The sequence below is a fragment of the Streptomyces sp. NPDC048441 genome (assembly GCF_043200235.1).
In the GTDB taxonomy this organism is placed as follows: domain Bacteria; phylum Actinomycetota; class Actinomycetes; order Streptomycetales; family Streptomycetaceae; genus Streptomyces.
Window position 1 is genome coordinate 1 of sequence record NZ_JBICXM010000001.1, and the last position, 17,634, is coordinate 17,634.

General features: G+C 72.0%; 9 protein-coding genes. 7 read left to right on the forward strand and 2 right to left on the reverse strand.

Going from position 1 to position 17,634, the window contains the following annotated elements; translation table 11 throughout:
* Positions 1–1,234: 1,234 nt before the first annotated feature.
* A complete protein-coding gene (locus ACGFSB_RS00005; protein WP_393391700.1) occupies positions 1,235–4,087 on the reverse strand; it encodes a stealth conserved region 3 domain-containing protein in 2,853 nt (950 codons plus the stop codon).
* Positions 4,084–5,025 (reverse strand): hypothetical protein, encoded by a 942-nt coding sequence (locus tag ACGFSB_RS00010; protein ID WP_393391703.1) that lies wholly within the window; start codon positions 5,023–5,025, stop codon positions 4,084–4,086. The genes ACGFSB_RS00005 and ACGFSB_RS00010 overlap by 4 nt, the downstream gene beginning before the upstream one ends.
* A 132-nt stretch (positions 5,026–5,157) precedes the next feature.
* Between ACGFSB_RS00010 and ACGFSB_RS00015 the strand changes: the two genes are divergently transcribed.
* From ACGFSB_RS00015 to ACGFSB_RS00045, 7 genes are all read left to right on the forward strand, one after another.
* Entirely contained in the window at positions 5,158–6,894 is a 1,737-nt protein-coding gene (locus ACGFSB_RS00015) for a hypothetical protein (RefSeq protein WP_393391706.1), read from the forward strand.
* Positions 6,891–8,063 carry an acyltransferase family protein gene (locus ACGFSB_RS00020; RefSeq protein ID WP_393391708.1) on the forward strand — a complete coding sequence of 391 codons (1,173 nt, stop codon included), beginning with the start codon at positions 6,891–6,893 and terminating at the stop codon, positions 8,061–8,063. Before ACGFSB_RS00015 ends, ACGFSB_RS00020 begins: the two co-directional genes overlap by 4 nt.
* An 85-nt stretch (positions 8,064–8,148) precedes the next feature.
* The gene (locus ACGFSB_RS00025) at positions 8,149–8,889 is read left to right on the forward strand and encodes a class I SAM-dependent methyltransferase (RefSeq protein ID WP_393391711.1); all 741 of its coding nucleotides are present in this window, start codon (positions 8,149–8,151) and stop codon (positions 8,887–8,889) included.
* 55 nt (positions 8,890–8,944) lie between these two features.
* Entirely contained in the window at positions 8,945–9,769 is an 825-nt protein-coding gene (locus ACGFSB_RS00030) for a TylF/MycF/NovP-related O-methyltransferase (RefSeq protein WP_393391714.1), read from the forward strand.
* Positions 9,770–9,986: 217 nt separating this feature from the next.
* Entirely contained in the window at positions 9,987–13,544 is a 3,558-nt protein-coding gene (locus ACGFSB_RS00035) for a CDP-glycerol glycerophosphotransferase family protein (RefSeq protein WP_393391717.1), read from the forward strand.
* On the forward strand, positions 13,541–16,462 hold the full coding sequence (locus ACGFSB_RS00040; protein ID WP_393391719.1) for a CDP-glycerol glycerophosphotransferase family protein: 2,922 nt from the start codon (positions 13,541–13,543) through the stop codon (positions 16,460–16,462). Before ACGFSB_RS00035 ends, ACGFSB_RS00040 begins: the two co-directional genes overlap by 4 nt.
* The gene (locus ACGFSB_RS00045) at positions 16,459–17,619 is read left to right on the forward strand and encodes a glycosyltransferase (RefSeq protein ID WP_393391722.1); all 1,161 of its coding nucleotides are present in this window, start codon (positions 16,459–16,461) and stop codon (positions 17,617–17,619) included. The genes ACGFSB_RS00040 and ACGFSB_RS00045 overlap by 4 nt, the downstream gene beginning before the upstream one ends.
* The last annotated feature ends 15 nt before the right edge of the window (positions 17,620–17,634 follow it).

Below are 17,634 nucleotides of genomic sequence, written 5' to 3' on the forward strand. Positions count from 1 at the left end.
TCACGGATCGCCTCGCGTGCTCACATATCGGTCATCTCGGGTGTGGGGAGGGGTGGTTGGGGGTTGAATGCAGGAAAATCCCATGGGCTGGGGGGTGGGGTGGCGTGTCGTGGGATTTTCTTGCATTCTGCGGCCCTTCCCTCCACTCGGCGACCGCCTCCCGTCGGGCCGTGTGCCCGCTGACTCTTGGCGGGGTCTTGCATGGGCCGGTCCGCTGTCGGCAGCGAAAGCGGCGCGTACGCCCAGGCGGGCCGGCAAAGTGCCGCGCTCCGGGCGAGCCCCGCCTGGACTGGTCCGCAGACGGCAGCCAAGGCCGCCACCGGAGCCCTCCCCCCCACCCCGCATCGCCACGCGCCGCCTCCGTGAGGTGTGCGAGCCCGCAGACGGCCACGACACCTGCCATCACTACCGAAGCGGAGCCGCCCGGCCCGGCCCGGCCAGGCCAGGCCAGGCCAGGCCACGCCAGGCCAGGCCACGCCAGGCCGACGAGCATCGCCTGACGCCCGCACCAGAAGAACCAGTCCGCACCCGGCCGCAAACCCCGCCACAGCCAACGGAGTTGAGCCGTCGGTCGGTCGGGCCGAGTGTCGTCTCTCGTGACGCCCGCACCAGAAGAACCGGCCCGCAGACGGCCGGAGACCCGCCACCACCACCGAAGCTGAGCCGGTCGGTCGGCCCGGCTGAGCATCGTCTCTCGTGACGCTCGCACCAGAAGAGCCAGTCCGCACCCGGCCGGAGACCCGTCACCGCCACCGGGGCGTCCCCGTCTGTCAGGCGGTACCCCCTCACCGCGTGACGCTCACACCAGAAGAACTGGTCCGCAGATGGCAGGAGACCGACGAGCCCATCCACCGTCCCCATACGCCCCCTCCCTGGCCGCCCGGCCAACAAAAGCTCCTGCGGTGGAGGCGGGGCAGTCAAGGGTGGAGCGCAGCGCAATCGGCGCAGCCGACGCGTAGCGCAGCGGAGCGCCCTTTACTGGGCCGCCGGAACCGCCATCCTCCCGAGCGCCGGGCGGCCCCGGCCACCACCCCACGCCCCCGGCCCCGCGAAGCCCCCGCCCCCTACCCAGCCGCACCCCGTAACCGAGCCCCGGAAGAACCAGTCTGCAGACGCTCGACGAAAGCAGCACCCACCACCGACCCACCGCGCCGCCCCCACCGCGCCGCCTCCACCGCGCCGCCCCATCCGACCCACCGCGCCCCCCCGTGACGCTGCCCCGCGCCCCCGTTCCTCACCCCTCGTAAGGCGACCGCACCGGAAAGTACGCCGCCAGGAACGCGCGCATGGCGAGTGCCATTTCCTCCTCCGACAGCTCGCTGTCCGGGGATTCGCCGATGCAGAAGGCCGTCTTGCTGCGGCCCTGGAGCAGCTGGCCCAGGCGTGAGTGGTCGGCGCGGCTGCCGATGTCCACGAAGTCGTACGTGATGGACCCCGGCACCGCGCGGCCCGTGAGGTACGCGTAGTGGTGGTGCAGGGACGACACGAGGGCGAGGTCGCTGTTCGAGCGGAAGCGGCTGCGCGCGGTGGCTTCGAGTCCGTCCGCGAACCGCTCGGTGAGCTCCGCGAGGACGCTGCGGTGCAGGGCGTAGGGCGCGTGGAAGAAGCTGTGCGTCGTCGTCCTGCCGAACTCCCGCCGGAGCAGGGCGCGGTTGTTCTTCGCCGCCGCCAGATAGCCCTCGTCGTCCGGCGACACGGGCAGGTCGGGCACGGACGCCGTCGACCAGAAGAAGCGGGCGGTGCCCGAGCTGAGGAAGAAGGTGTCCGGGGTGGTGGGGCGGCCCAGGAACATGTCGTCGTTGAGATAGAGGAAGTGCTCCGACAGGCCCTCGATGCGGTGCAGTTGGCTCTCGATGGAGTGGGAGTTGAAGGTGGGGAGCGCGGCTTCGGGGTCGGCGAAGAGCTCGCGGTGGTCGACGAGCGTGACGCCGGGGTGGGCGGTGTTGAGCCAGGACGGCGTCTGGCCCGCCGTGACCAGGTAGATGTGCCTGATCCACGGCGCGTACATCGCGAGCGAGCGCAGCGAATAGCGCAGCTCGTCGCGGTTGCGGAAGCGGACGGGGCCCTTGTCCGGCGACGACTCGGGGACGGGGCCCCTGCCCGGCGACGACTCGTCGTCGGGGGCTCCGAGTGCCGCCTCGCGGTGGGCGCGCCACTCGGGGTCGGTGTCGTCGACCCAGGTGTAGACCGCGTCGATGGGGAAGTCGACGTCTCCGATGAGGAGTTGGGCGAAGACGTCGAGGGTGGGGTAGGTGCGGTCGGCGATGCTGAGGGTCGCGGTGGGGGAGAGGGAGGGGAGCTCGGATCCGGCGAGGGTGGTGCCGAAGGGGGCGCGTCGGGCGTCGGACCCGTCGGCCCCCGTGCGCGGCCAGAACTCCACGATGCAGGCCTGCCCGACGCCGTGCCGCAGGGAGAGCGTCGTCGTGGTCACCGGCTTGAAGACCTTGACGCCCGCGACCTCGCCGATGCCGTCGAGCCGTTCGGCGAGTACGACTCCGGGGGCGGCGTCACGCGGGTGGACGAGCTCGGCGTAGACGGGCTGCCCGTGCAGGGACTCGGCGAGGGCCTTGAGGGCGCCGTCGCGTTCGTCGTCGGCGACAGCGAGGGTGTGGCAGGTGCCCGAGGTGCGGACGAGGATGTAGGGGATGTCCGCCGACTCCAGGGCGGTGGCGGTCAGTTCGAGGTTCCAGTCGGTCATGTCGGGCGTCAGGACGTCGTCGCGGCGCTCGGCGATGCGGCCCACCGAGCGGACGAGGAGGTCGCTGGTGTCGGCGGCGATGATCTCGTCCTCGCGGGCGCGCTCTTCGACGCCGGGAGCCGAGTCCAGGGTGTACGGCGTGGTCGGACGGAAGCCGCTCCCGCCGGACGCGATGCCGAGCGCCACCCGGTCCGCGCGGTCGCCGAGCCGCTCCGGGGCGTCCCGCCTGGCCACGAGCCGGGAGTACAGCTCCTGCCAGCGGGCCGTGACGTCAGCGGAGGAGAACCGGGCGTAGACGCCTTCGCGGGCGGCGTGGGCGTAGCCGCGGCGGGTCTCCGGGTCGCCCATCAACTCGCGCATGGCGGCGGCCAGTTCATGGATCTCGCCGGGCGGTGCGAGCAGTCCGTCGACGCGGTGTCTGACGATCTCGGCGGGCCCGGTCAGGACGTCGTACGCCACGACGGGTACCCCGGCGGCGAGCGCTTCGAGCAGCACGAGCGGGAACGCCTCGTTGTGCCCCGCGGTCATCAGGGTGAGCCCCGCCTTTGCCCACTCGGCGGCCATGTCCTGGCAGGGGCCGAGGAGTTCGACGCGGTCCTGGAGGCCGAAGGCGTCGACGAGGCGGCGCAGCTGCTGCTCGCGGTGGCCGTCCCCGAAGATCCGCAGGGACCAGTCCGGGTAGGCGTCGGCGACTTCGGCGAAGGCCTGGACGGCGTGGTCGACGCGCTTCTCGCCGGTCAGCCGCGCGGCCATGACGATGACTTTGCTCTCCCCGTCGGCGCGCGGCCGGAAGCCGTCGGGCACGGCGTTCGGGATGACCGCGAGCTCGGGGGCGGTGGCGCCGAGGGACTCCGCGATCCAGTCGCGGGTGCGGTCGGTGAGCGTGACCAGGGCGTCGAGGCGCGGGGCGTGCAGAAGGAGGGGTTCGCCGGAGGGGCCGCGGTGCTGGGTCGGGCGGTGCTCCTGGTGCACGGTGACGACGCGGGCGGGCACAAGGCCGACGGCGGCGGCCATCAGGGCGGGCGTGGTGGTGACCAGGACGTCGGTGTCCAGGGTGGTGAGGGCGGCGGCCATCTCGATGTCGGAGAGGCGGTCGAACGCGGACTCCCAGGCGGGCTCGATCAGTTCGCTGGGGAGCGCGGCCAGGGTGCGGCAGGCGGCCTCGTCGAGGGCCGAGCCGCGCACCGGGCGCTCGGGCGACGCGGTGCGGTCGACCAGATAGCGCACGGGGCAGCTGCGGGCCGCGGGGAAGAAGGGCTCGGGGCGGGTGCGGAAGACGGAGATGACCTCGACGTCGTGCCGGTCCGCGAGATGCTGCGCCTGGGTGTAGGTGGCCAGCTCGGTGCCGCCCATCTCGTCGCCCCAGCCCAGGAGGTACGTGATCTTCATGAGGTCTCCTTCGAGATGTCCCAGCACGTCAGGGCGAAGGCGCCGGACTTGGTGAAGTGGGCGTGGGCGCGGACCAGGGCGCCGCTCGGCAGGGCGAAGAGACGGAAGGGCGTGGGGTGGGCGGTGGCGGGATCGCGTACGTCGGTGAGCCAGCGGCCGAGGGGGAGCGAGGCGCCTCGGGTCTCCGCCTCCACGTGGAAGTCCCACACCCACTGCCCGGGGCTCGCCCCTGCCATCTCCCCGATGGGCAGCGCGAAGCTGAACTCCTCGCCCTCCCATGCCGCGCCGAAGGGCACGGTGACCCCGTCCCGCCGCCGCACGGCCTTCGCCCGCCACTCCCGACGGGCGCCCGCCATGACGAGCCGTCCGTGCACGGTGATCCCGTCGGCCCCCGGCACGAAGCGCACGAGCTCGGCACGCGGCCTTGACCGGGTCACCTGAAGCACGGCCCGCCCGCCGCGGCACCGGACGACGCGGATGAGGGTGCCGGTGCGGGGGTCGGGGGCGTGCAGGAGGGTGGGCGTGGGCGGCAGTTGGGTGTCGCCGTCGATGCCGATGCCGCGCCGCCGGACGCGTCCGCGGGCGTCGGCGGTGACGACTGTCAGCCGCCAGACGCCCTCGCCGTCGAGTACATCGCGCAAGGTCGCCGTCCCGGTGAGCAGCGCCCCGCCATGGGTGTGCTGCTCGGAGGCGAGCGGGATCCGGAAGCGGCGATGGCCGCGCGAGAGAACCAGCTGGGCCCCGTCGGTCCGCTCCCCGGGGAGGGCGGCGACGGCGAGGTTGAGCGTACGGCTGTCCCGGACCGAGAGATGCACGGGAGCCAGGAGCGCCTGCGCCCCGCGCCCGGCCCGCCCGGCGGCGGCGCGTTCCGCGCGGAAGCGGGCGGTCCTCGCGGTGGCGAGCAGCCGCCGGGCGGCGGGCGGCAGAGCCGGGGTCATGGCGTGAACCCAATGTGGTGCATTGGGCCACTTTGCCCGTTGTTCATCTCGGAGCGGGGCGTGGCCGCGTCCGGGTCACCCGGCTGGCCGAGGGGAGAGTGACCGGGGCGGGCCACAGGAGTTAGCCCCTTAATGATCATTTCCCTCGCGCGGTTCCAGCGCCGTAAGGAAGCATCCGAACCACCGGCCGAAGCCCCCTCTCCGGCCCGCCCGCCGGGCGCCGTCCCACCGCCCCACCGCTGGGCCGACCCCGCGGCAGTGGCCCTCATGACCCTCCTGATCGCCTGGCGCGGGAGCGCACTCGGCCAGTGGATCGTCGACGACGCCGCCATCACCTTCGCCTACGCCCGCAGCGTCGACGAAGGCCTCGGCCCCGTGCAGCAGCCGGGCGCCGACCCCGTCGAGGGCTACTCCAACCCTGCCTGGCTCGCCCTGCTTCTCGTCGGCCGCAGGCTCGGCCTCTTCGACCGGGGCGCGCTCCTCGGCGTCAGCGACCTGGTGCTCTACCCCAAGGCCATCGCGCTGCTCTGCACGGCGGGCGTACTCGCCTGCGTGGCCGTGGCGGCGCGGGCCGTGCTGCCGGGGCGGGCCTGGGCGGTGACGACGGTGGCAGGTGTCGTGCTCGCCGCCAATCTGTCGTACGTGGCGTGGTCCATCTCGGGCCTGGAGAACCCGCTGTACGCGCTGACCGCCGCCGCGACCGGCGCCCTGCTCGTCCGGGGAGCCGTGCGCGGCACCCTGCTGCGGCCCGCCGTCGCCGCGACCGCCGGGGCCATCGCGCTGCTCGCCGCGCTGACCCGGCCGGACGGTGCGGTGCTCGCGGCGGCCTACCCGGTGACCGTGCTGCTGTTCCTGCGCGGGGACGCCCTCGCGCGGGCCGCGCGGGCGGTGGCGCTGAGCTGCGGCACGTTCGCGCTGCCGTACGCGGCGTTCCTGCTGTGGCGCCGCGCGACCTTCGGGATCTGGGTCCCGAACACGGCGGTGGCCAAGGCCCAGAAGCCCCCGGAACTCTCCCAACTGGCGGCCACCGGCGAACTTCTGACCTACGGCGGCTGGGCGCTCGCCCTGATCGGCGCGGCCTGCGCCGGGATCGCACTGGCCCGCCCCGGAACACCCCGCAGAGCCCTGACAGCGCTGCTCGTCCCGCTGGCCCTGACCCTCATCGCGTACGGCGTGCTCGGCCGGGACTGGATGCCGCTGTACCGCTTCGCGACGCCGGTGTGGGTGCTCGCCGCGACGGCGTTCGCCCTGGCCGCCGTCACCGCCTGGGGCGGACAACGCCCCCGCGCGCGGGCCCTCATCGGCTCTGCCCTCAGCTGCGCCCTGCTGCTCTCGGCCGCCGGCCAGGCCGCGCAGAACCGCGGGTTCGTCCACCGCCCGACCCTGTCCATGTGCTTCGTGGCCGAGCGCTACGGCCACACCTTCAACGCGTACGCCACCTACCTCGGCCTGCGCGACGCCACCGTCGCCCTGCCCGACATCGGCGGCACCCTGCTCACCTCGCGGCTGCGCGTCGTGGACATCGCGGGCCTGACCGACCGCCGCGTCGCCGACGCGTACGCGAGGGCCGACAAGAGCGCCCTGCGCCACTACGTACTGAACGAGGTGCGCCCCGAACTGCTCCACGTGCACGCCGCCTGGACAGCGAAGTCGGGCCTGACCACGCCACGCCTGGCCGCCGCGGGCTACGTCCCCCTCTACCGCGAGGGCAACGGCGGCGACTTCGTCCGGGCCGACGCGGTACGCGACCCGGCCCGCATCGCCGCACTCCGCGAGCGTGTGCGCCCCGTCCTCGACGCCATGGCCGCCGAGATGCGCAGAGACGGCTGCGGGCCGACCCTGCGCGCGGGAGAGGGGTCCCCCGCATGACGACGACCCTCCCGCAGCAGACCCGCACCCCCGCAGGACACCACCCCACCGCCGACCCCGCGTCCCGGGTCGACTCCCTCACCGGGATGCGCTTCCTCGCCGCCTTCGCGGTCTTCGTGCACCACTTCACCGGTCTCAGTGCGCACGGCGGCGTCGCCCACGCGCCGCTGCTCTTCCCGTACTCGACGCTCGGCGCGAACGGCGTCGGGTTCTTCTTCGTGCTCTCCGGCTTCCTGCTCACCTGGGGGCACCGCCCCGGCACCCCCGCCCGCCTCTTCTACTGGCGGCGGATCGGCCGCATCTGGCCCGCCCACCTGGTCGCGACCGTGCCCTGTATCTGGGTCTTCTACCTGTGGGGCGGTGTGCCGACGGACGTCTTCAGCTTCGTCGCATCGGTGTTCCTCGCGCAGGCGTGGTTCCCCGGCGTCGTCCCGACGCTCCCCGGCAACGGCGTCGCCTGGACGCTCAGCGTCGAGGCCTTCTTCTACCTCCTCTTCCCGTACGCCGTCCGCGGCGCCCTGCGCCTGCGCACCCGCACCCTGGCCCTGCTCGCTGTCGGCGGACTCACCGCGATGTGGGCGCTCAACTGGTGGGCGGCCACCCATGTCTCGCCCTTCGCCACCGAGTGGATCATGAGGCACCCGGTGACCCGGCTGCCCGAGTTCGGCATCGGGATGGCCTGCGCGCTCGCCCTGCGCCGTGGACACCGGCTGCGCCTCAGCCCGCCCGCGCTGCTCGCCTGCTTCGTCGCGTACGCCGTCCTCTACTGCCACCGCGCACCCTGGCTCGGCCCGCACATCGCCGAGCAGCTCACCTGGAGCCTGCGGCCGACGGCCGCCGTCTTCGCCATGCTCTTCATCGCCGCCTACGTCCAGCGCGAGCTCGCGGGACACCGTGGCTGGCTCTGCTCGCGCCCCATGGTGCTGCTCGGGCTCTGGTCGTACGCCTTCTATCTGCTGCACCAGACCCTCAACCGGCTGATCATCGACACCTGGGGCCGCCCGGAGCCCGGCAACTCCGCGGTGTTCACGCTCCTCGGTGTCGCCGTCACCGTGGTCGGCCTCTCCTGGGCGATGTTCACGTACGTCGAGGAACCGGCGAGGAAGTGGTGCGCCCGGCGCACGCCGCGCAGATGGGGCCGTAAAGACGCGCCGGTGAAGGCGAGTTGACGGCGTGACCCTTTGTGTCGATACGCGTTGAACGCGAACAAAGCGCAGAAGAGCCCGGCCGCAGAAGAGCCCCGTTGGAGGACACGTGCACCAGTCCGCGTACGAACAGATGGAACTCTGTGTGGAGCAGTACATGCCCACCGGGAAGCGCCACCGCGTCGTCGATCTCGGCGCCCGCGTCTCCGACGGGCAGACCCGCACCCACAAGGCGCTCCTGAAGGGCCGCGACACGGAGTACGTGGGCGTCGACGTGCTCGACGGCCGCAATGTGGACGCGGTGATGAGGAAGCCGTACCGCATCCCCGTGAAGTCCCGCAGCGCCGACTTCGTCATCTCCGGGCAGGCGTTCGAGCACATCCCCTTCTTCTGGGCGACGATGCTGGACATCGCCCGCGTCCTGAAGCCCGAAGGCATCGCCTTCGTGACCGCGCCCTCGCGCGGCCACGTGCACGACGCGCAGGACTGCTGGCGCTACTACCCCGACGGGTTCCGTGCCCTGGCCGCGTACACCAAGCTCGAACTCCGCGAGGCCTACACGGACTTCCCGCCGATGAAGGGCATCCGGCACGCCTACGGAAGCATCGACGCCAAACATGCCTACTGGGGCGACTCCGTCGGGGTCTTCCAGCGCCCCAAGCGGTATCCGAGGCTGACGATGGCCCTCGTGCGCTCCTCGACGACATGGTGGGCGAACAAGGTCGGCGGGGTCGACGGAGTCCCGCTGCCGAAGCCCGTCGAGGGCCGTGACCTGTGCGGAAGGCCGAAGGTGGTGGCTCCGCGCACGGGGGACGAGAAGCCTGTTTCGGCATCAAGTGACGCCAGATGACCCTATGTTGACGAAATGTGACATCAAGGATGAGTTGCGCGTACTGTCCGCTCCCATGGCATGGCGACGCGCTGTGAATGGCGCACTGAAGCAACTGACCGGATATCAGCTGACGCGCACCCCGGTGCCGGCCCAGCGCGCGGCGACGGCCACGGCGTCGAAGCCCGCCCCGGCGCCGAAGCCGAAGCCGAAGCCGAAGGCCCTGAATCTGCCGGCGGATTACGACGACGAGGCGAAGGACATCATCCGTGCGGTGAAGCCGTACACGATGACCTCTCCCGAACGCCTCAACGCCTTCATCCTGGCGACCCGGCACGTCGTCCGGCACGACATCCCCGGCGACATCGTCGAGTGCGGTGTGTGGCGCGGCGGTTCCATGCAGGCCTGCGCCAAGGCGTTGCTCGCCGCCGGCGAGACCGAGCGCGACCTGTACCTCTTCGACACTTACGAGGGCATGACCCCGCCCACCGACGAGGACCTGCGCCTCGACGGGAAGTCCGCCGAGGAACTGCTCAAGCTACAGGGCAAGGACCGCCCGATCTGGGCCGTCGCCTCCCTCGATGACGTCAAGTCGGGCTTCGAGAACGTGCCGTATCCCAAGGACCGCGTGCACTACGTCCGGGGCAAGGTCGAGGACACCGTCCCGAAGCAGGCGCCCGAACAGATTTCCATCCTGCGGCTCGACACCGACTGGTACGCCTCGACCAAGCATGAACTGGACGAGCTCTACTCCCGGTTGGTCAGCGGCGGTGTCCTGCTCATCGACGACTACGGCTACTGGCAGGGATCGCGCCAGGCGGTCGACGAGTTCATGGAGAAGACCGGCGAGCGGCTGCTGCTCCTGCGCATGGACGAGGGCCGGATCGCCGTAAAGCCGTGAGTTGACGCAGGTGCGAGTCCAACTCGCGTGATCACAGAGCTATTTGAACGAGCCCCGTGCCGACAGCCCTCCCGGCTGACCGGCACGGGGCTCGTCGCGTGATCACTCGAATGGCCCTGCGCAAGTGACCCGGACGGGCGGCGGTTGTTAACCGGTAGGCCCCCCGCAGGACGCGCAGCCGTGCCCGTCAGTTCTCCGGAAGGAATGTGCGCACCGCATGACACCCCGACTCGCCGTCGTCGTCCCCGTCTACAACGTCGAGGAGTTTCTCGGCCCTTGCCTACGATCACTGGCCGAGCAGACCATGCCGGACCTCGAAGTCGTCATGGTCAACGACGGTTCCACCGACGGGAGCCCACGCATCGCCCGCGAGTTCGCCGCCCAGGACGGCAGATTCAGGCTGGTCGAGCAGGAGAACGCGGGTCTCGGGGCGGCCCGCAACGCGGGCGTGCGCGAGGCGCGCGGCACGTACCTGACGTTCGTCGACAGTGACGACATCGTCCCGGCGGACGCGTACGAGCGGATGCTGGCGGCGCTTGAGGAGTCCGGCTCCGACTTCGCCACCGGCAACGTCCACCGGTTGCGCACCGACGGCAGGAGCGAGCAGTCGGCGATGTTCCTCAAGGCGATGGGGTCGAATCGCAGGGGCACGCACGTCACCCGCGACTGGGAGCTGCTCGGCGACCGCATCGCCTGCAACAAGGTCTTCCGCAGGGACTTCTGGGACCGGCACGCCTTCGCCTTCCCGGAAGGCGTGCTGTTCGAGGACACCCCCGTGATGATCCCCGCTCATTTCCTCGCCGAATCCGTCGACGTACTGAAGGAGCCCGTCTACCTCTGGCGCCAGCGCGACGGATCCATCACCAAACGCCGCGCCAAGCCCCGCGCCGTCCGCGACCGCACAGCCGCCGTGCTCGCGGCCGGAAGGTTCCTCGCCGGGAAGGCCGAAGAGGCGGCGGGGACGCCGCGGGCGGCGGTCTGGGCCGAGGCCAAGCGGCGCTATGACACGACGGTGTTCTCCGGCGACCTGTGGCTGTTCATGGAGGCCCTGCCGCGCGGCGACGCCGAGTACCACGACGCCTTCATCGAGCAGGCGAACGCCTTCGCCGACACCGTCGACCCCGCGGTCATCGCCGCACTGCCGCTCGCCCTGCGGGTGCGGTGGCAGCTCATCCGCCTGCGCCGCCTCGACGACCTGCTCGCCTTCATGGCGTACGAGAAGACCAACCCCGAAGCCTTCCGGGTCCGCGGGCTTCGCAGGCGCCGGGCCGACTACCCCGTGATCGGCGCCCTGCCGCGCGGTGCCGCCACCCTGAAACGTTCCGACCTGCCGCTCACCGCGCAGGTCACGGACGTCGCGTGGGACGACGCGGGCAGGCTGCGGCTCAAGGGGTACGCCTACATCCCCAACCTGCCCGCCGGGCGGATCGGGGCGCGCGCCAGGGTCGCCTGGCTGCGGTCCGGGCGGCGGCGGGTGCTTCTGCTGAAGCTGCGCACGGTGCGGGCGCGCGAGGCGACGTACGGCTCCAAGCAGGGTCTGCACAGCTACGACCGGTCGGGGTTCGAGACGGTCGTCGACCCCCGCAGGATCGTCACCAAGCGGCGCGGCATCACCTGGAACGTGGAGATGGGCGTGGTCAGCGGCCTCCTGCCGCGCACCGGACCGGTGCGGACGAGCGGCGGTGCGCCGCGGCTGCCTGTGCGGTATCTGGAGGAGTTCCTCCGGGTGGCCGTCATCTTCAGCAAGGGGCGCCTGCGGCTGCGTACGGAGCGGGTGGCGGCGCGGCTCGTCGCGCACGAGGGGTGTGGAGGTGTGGTCCGGCTGCACGGCCGTCTCGCGCCGGGGGAGTCGCAGGCGGTCGACGCGCTGCGGGTCGAGAACTGGCACAGCAAGGAGGCGCACTACGTCCCCGCCGTGGTGAACGGCCGCGACTTCAGCGCCGATGTGCCGCTCGCCCTCTTCCACGCCGGTGAGGACGAGCGCACCGGAGAGCCGCGCAAGGCCGATCCGTGGGGCGTCGCGATCGTCCGTGAGGGCGGCGACCGCACACCGCTCGCCGCCTGCCCGGACGTGCCGCCGGGGCGGTACGGACTGCTGCCGGGGCGCGAACTGCTCGTCCTGGCCAACGCCTCGGGGAACCTGGAGCTGAGCGACCGGACCGTGCGGCCGCTCGTCGACCACGTGACCTGGGAGGACGAGCTGCTCATCGAGGGCAGCCACCCGGGCGCGGAGGACCACGCCGAGGAACTCGTCCTCGTACACGCGGGCCACGGCGACGAGACCGTGGTGCCGGTACGGATCGAGGGCGGTCGGTTCGCCGCCGCGCTGCGGCCCGAGGCCCTGCACGGCCCCGCGGGCACCCTGCCGCTCGCCGAAGGTCGCTGGAACCTCTACCTGCGCGAGCCCGGCGGGACGGACCCCGAGCAGTACACGCCGGTGTGCGTGGCACCGGGCAAGGACCGTGAACTCCCGCTCGTGCACACCACGTCCGGCCGTGACCTCAGCCTGCGGCGCCACGCCCACGACGGCCTGCACCTGCGCTCGGGCTCCGCGCTTCCCCTCGCCGACCGCGGCGCCCCACGCCAGCGCCGCCTCCGCGAGAGCTACCCGGCGATGCGCGCCGAGCCACTGTGGGACACCGTCCTGTACTCCAGCTTCGACGGACGCCAGTACTCGGACTCGCCGCGTGCCGTGCACGAGGAACTGGTGGCCAGAGGCGAGGAGTTGGAGCATTTGTGGGTGGTCCGCGACCAGCAGGCGGAGCTGCCGGGGAGCGCCGCGCCGGTCACCCTGTGGAGCGCCGAGTGGTACGAGGCCCTGGCCCGCAGCCGCTACATCGTGACCAACACCCAGCTCCCCGACTGGTTCGAGCGCGCCGAGGGCCAGTACGTCGTGCAGACCTGGCACGGGACGCCGCTGAAGCGCATCGGCCGCGACCTGGCGAGCCACTCGTCCGGCGACCGCGCCTACATGGCGACCCTGCCGGGCCGCGCCGCCCAGTGGAGCGTCCTCGTCTCCCCGAACCGCTTCTCGACCCCCCTCCTGCGCGGCGCCTTCGGCCACACCGGCGAGGTCCTGGAACGCGGCTACCCCCGCAACGACCTCCTGCACGCCGCCGACAGCGCCAAGGTCGCCGCCTCCGTGCGCGAGCGGCTCGGCATCCCCGAGGGCAAACGCGTCGTCCTGTACGCGCCGACCTGGCGCGAGAACCAGCCCAAGAAGGGCGGCCGTTACGTCCTCGACCTCCAGCTCGACCTCGACGCCGCCGAAAGCGCCATCGGCGACGACCACGTGCTCCTCGTCCGCAGGCACTACCTCGTCGGCGGCAGCATCCCCGGCTCGGACTTCGTACGCGATGTCACCCGCTATCCGGACGTCAGCGAACTGCTCCTGATCAGCGATGTCCTGGTGACGGACTACTCCTCCCTGATGTTCGACTTCGCGCAGACCGGGCGCCCGATGCTCTTCCACACCTACGACCTCGACCACTACCGCGACACCCTGCGCGGCTTCTACTTCGACTTCGAGGCGCAGGCGCCGGGACCGCTGCTCGCCACGGGCGACGAGGTCATCGCCGCACTGCGCGACCCGAAGGCCGCCACCGCCGCCTACGCGGACGCGTACGACAGGTTCCGCGAGGTCTTCTGCGACCTGGACGACGGAAACGCCGCCGCCGGGGTCGTCGACGCGATGCTCGGGGCGATGCCTGCGGGAACGCCCGAGGGAACGCCCGGGGGAATGCTTGAGGCCATGCTTGATGGAGGCCGCGCATGAGCACGCCGGAACTTCATGACGTCAGCTGTGTCGTCGTCGTCGGCGGCTCCACCGGCTCCACCGGCGCGACCTGCGTGGCGGCGATGCGGCGATCCGTGCGGTCCGTCGTCGACCAGACGATGGCCAATGTCGAGGTGGTCCTCGTCTGCCCAGGCGCGCGGGAGAGCCCGGAGGGACCGGTCGGCGATGCGGCTGCCGCACTCGCCGCCGCCCATCCGCACCAGGTGCGCCTGGTCCGCGCCGGAGAACCGCTGCCCGTGGGCGCCCTGCGGAACCTGGGGCTCGACGCGGCACGCGGCCGGTACGTCATCGTGCTCGGCGAGGGCGAACGCCTCGAACGGCACGCCTGCCGGAACCTCTTCGATGCCGCCCGGTCCACCGGCGCCGACCTGGTGGCGGGGCGCTGGACGCGGCTCACGGGCAGCGGCAGGAAGGAACGCGGGCCCGCCTGGCAGGCTCAACTGCACCGCAGGACCAGGGTGATCAAGGACCTCGCCGAAGCTCCCGAGCTCGTCGTCAGGGACTCCCTGATCAGCGGGTTCTGCGTCCGCCGGGAGCTCCTGGCCGCCGCCTCCCTGCGGTACGCGGAGGACCTCGCCCACAGTGACGTCCTGTTCGGGGCCGAAGCCGCCCTCGGTGTCCGGGCGGTCACCCTCGTACCGAACCTGATCACCACCCACCGCGCGGCGCCCGCCCCCGCCCGCGACGCCCCCGCCGCCGCCGAGGCCAACGCCCGCGTCGCCGCGCTCCTCGCGAGCCTGGGCCGCCTCGACCTGTGCGACGGGCGCGAGCGTGCCTTCCTCGGCGACCATGTGCTGCCCTGCGTCCGTACGTTCCCCCGGCTCACCGCCGAGCTCCGCCGCCGGGCCACCGCCGAACTCGCCCCCCACCTCGACGGACGTACGGACGCGCGCGCCCTCGACGCCCTCGGTCCCGTGGAGCGGGTGTGCGTGCGGCTGCTCGCGGAAGGCGACACGGACGGCGTCCTCGCCGCCGCGTACGCCCTCGCGCGGCCGGGGATCGTCGTATCGGAGCTGACCGAGCGCGAGGGGAAAGTCTACTGGCGCGCGGACGGTCTTGACGATCCGCGCGTACGAGAAGTACTCGACGTCACGGAACTCGGCCACCAGCACCGGAAGTTGAGCGAAGTGCGGCTCCTCAATCGCCTCACCAGATGCGACGTCGAGGGCGACAGGGCGGTCCTCGAAGGGCGGGTCGTGCTGCCCGGCGCTCTGGTGCCGGAACGGCCGCCGCTCACCGCCTGGCTGGAGGTCCGGGCACGTGACGGGGGGCGGCGCGGCTTCCACGCACCCGTCGACGAGGCGCACTACGACGGCGGCACGGTCCTCTGGCGGGCCACGGTCGTCCTCACCGGCGGCCTGCGCGAGCTCGGCACCGGCGACCGGGTCTGGCAGCCGAGGCTCCGGCTCGCGGCCGGCGGCCGGGATGTGACCACCGAGCTCGTCGCCGAGCGGGAGACGGTCGGGGAGGGGCAAGCCCAAGGTCAGGTCCGAGGGCAGGTCCGAGGGCAGGGTCGGGGGCAGGGGCTCACCGTCACCGGCGGGAACCAGCTGGAGCTGCGCCTCGGACCGCGCCACCCCGCCGACCGCGTCCTGCGCACCGCGCTGCACTACGCCACGCACTTCCGCCCCGCCCGCAAGCTGAAGCTGCGGCTCCGCGCCCTGCGCAAACGGTGGGACAGGCTCAGCGCTCAGCCCTTCAAGCTGCGCGTCTACCGGCGGGTCCTGCTGCGGCTGCCCGTCAGCAAGGGCTCGGCGGTCTTCGAGAGTCACATGGGCAGGTGCTACGGCGACAGTCCGCGCGCCATCCACCAGGAGATCCTCCGCCGGGGGCTGCGCGTCCGCTGCACCTGGTCGTACGCCACATCGCCCGACGGATTCCCCGCATCGGCCCGGCTGGCCCGCCGTTGGTCCTGGCGGTACCTGTGGGCGCTCGGCCGTGCCGAGTTCTGGATCGACAACCAGGGCTTCCCGCACGCCCTGGACAAGCCACGCCACACCACGTATCTCCAGACCTGGCACGGCTCCGCGTACAAGCGCATGGGCTTCGACGAGGCGCGCCTGAAGACGCAGAACGCCCCCCAGCGCGCCCGGCTGCAACGGGCCGTCGACCGCTTCGACCACTTCCTCGTGCGCTCCGGGCACGACGTGAACACGCTGGCCCGCGCCTACGGAATCCCCGACGAACGCCTCGTGCGCTGCGGCTACCCGCGCAACGACCGCCTGGTCGCCGCGCGTGCCGACGACGAGGCGTCGGGCCGCTTCCCGCGCCCATCCGTCGCCGCCGACCTCGGCATCCCGGACCACAAGACGGTGGTGCTCTACGCGCCCACGTTCCGCGGCCTGCCCAAGAACAACAAGGCGGTACAACTCCCCCTTGATGTGCGGAAGTTCGCGGAGCGCTTCGGCGACACCCACGTACTCCTGGTGCGCGCCCACTACATGGAGGCCGCGAGCCTCCCGGCGTGTCCGTCCGGCACGGTCATCGACGTATCCGCCCACCACGACGTGAGCGAATTGCTCTGCCTCGCCGACATCCTGGTGACCGACTACTCGTCGATCATGTTCGACTACGCCCTCCTCGACCGGCCGTTGGTGCACTTCGCGCCCGACCTCGACGCGTACGCGGCCGAGCGCGGCAGCTACTTCGCGCTGCGGGACGACGCGGGCGGGCCCGTGGTCGAGACGGAGGAGGAGCTGTTGCGTGTCCTCGCCACGCTGAAGGAGGCCGACGGGGCGTGGGCACCGGCCAGACGGGCGTTCGCGGAACGCTTCGGGGCGTACGACAAGGGGCGGTCCGCGGGCGATGTGCTCGACAGGCTCTTCGGCGAGCGGTTCGGGAACAGGGAGAAGTCCGGGAACACGTCCGGGAACACGGAGAAGGGGGCCGGGGCATGACGACCGTCACCGCGCACAAGAGCCGCGACATCTTCCTCGTCGCGAACACCGTCGACGAACTCGGCGGCGTCACCGCCTGGGCTCACCAGATGGCCCGGCTCTTCCAGGACAGCGGCCACCGGGTGCACGTCATCGGCGTCCACGAGGCCGAGCTGAAACTGGACCTGCCCGACGACCTCGCCTACCCCGTGACCAGCCTCTACCGCGAGCATCCCGCGACCCCGTTCCCCGTACGCGGCCTCGGTCGCCTCAACGTCGTGACACGGCGCCGCGAGGCGGCCAGGATCGCCGCCAAGCGCCGCACCGTCGAACGGCTCACGGAGATCTTCCGCGCCGCACGGCCCGGCGCGGTCGCCATCGTGACGCAGGTCTGGCCGATGGAGTGGATCAGGGAGGCGGACACGGCGGGCCTGCGCATCATCGGCATGAGCCACGAGTCGTACGCCTACACCCGCGCCTGCCACCGCTACCGCGCGGTCAAGCGCAATTACCCCTCCGTGGACCGCTGGCTCGCGCTCACCCAGGAGGACGCCGACGACTGGATCGCCGACGGCATCCACAACGTCGGCGCGATGCCGAACGCGCTGGCACACCTCCCCGAAGTGCCCTCGCGGCGCCAGGGGAAGGTGGTGTGCAGCATCGGCAGGCTCGCCGACCAGAAGGGCGTCGACATGCTCGTCGACACCTGGGCCCTGGTGGCTCCGCTGCGGCCCGACTGGACGCTGCGGATCTACGGCGCCGGGGCGGACGAGGCTGGCCTCAAGCGGCAGTGCACGCGGCTTGGCCTCGACGGTTCGGTGGAGTGGATGGGCCGCACGAGTGATGCCCCGGGGGCGCTGGCCCAGAGCTCCGTCTTCGTGCAGTCGTCGCGCGGCGAGGGCTTTCCCCTCGCCCTGATGGAGGCCATGGCCAGCGCGGTGCCGTGCGCGGCGTTCGACTGCGCGCCCGGCGTACGCGAGATCGTGCGCCACGGCGAGGACGGCCTCCTCGCCCCCGCCGGTGACATCGATGCTCTCGCCGACCGTCTCCTACGCCTCACCGGCAACCCGCGACTCCGGGACGCGATGGGGGAGCGGGCCAGGGTCAATGTCCAGCGGTTCTCCGAGGAGAGAGTGCTTGAGCGGTGGGAGGGGTTGTTCGAGTTGCTCGAGCGTTGAGGGGGTCCCTGGGGC

Bases quoted from the DNA above. Each gene is read 5' to 3' on its own strand.
- ACGFSB_RS00005 (WP_393391700.1), bottom strand. From the start codon at position 4,087: ATGAAGATCACGTACCTCCTGGGCTGGGGCGACGAGATGGGCGGCACC.
- ACGFSB_RS00010 (WP_393391703.1), bottom strand. From the start codon at position 5,025: ATGACCCCGGCTCTGCCGCCCGCCGCCCGGCGGCTGCTCGCCACCGCG.
- ACGFSB_RS00015 (WP_393391706.1), top strand. From the start codon at position 5,158: ATGATCATTTCCCTCGCGCGGTTCCAGCGCCGTAAGGAAGCATCCGAA.
- ACGFSB_RS00020 (WP_393391708.1), top strand. From the start codon at position 6,891: ATGACGACGACCCTCCCGCAGCAGACCCGCACCCCCGCAGGACACCAC.
- ACGFSB_RS00030 (WP_393391714.1), top strand. From the start codon at position 8,945: ATGGCATGGCGACGCGCTGTGAATGGCGCACTGAAGCAACTGACCGGA.
- ACGFSB_RS00035 (WP_393391717.1), top strand. From the start codon at position 9,987: ATGACACCCCGACTCGCCGTCGTCGTCCCCGTCTACAACGTCGAGGAG.
- ACGFSB_RS00040 (WP_393391719.1), top strand. From the start codon at position 13,541: ATGAGCACGCCGGAACTTCATGACGTCAGCTGTGTCGTCGTCGTCGGC.
- ACGFSB_RS00045 (WP_393391722.1), top strand. From the start codon at position 16,459: ATGACGACCGTCACCGCGCACAAGAGCCGCGACATCTTCCTCGTCGCG.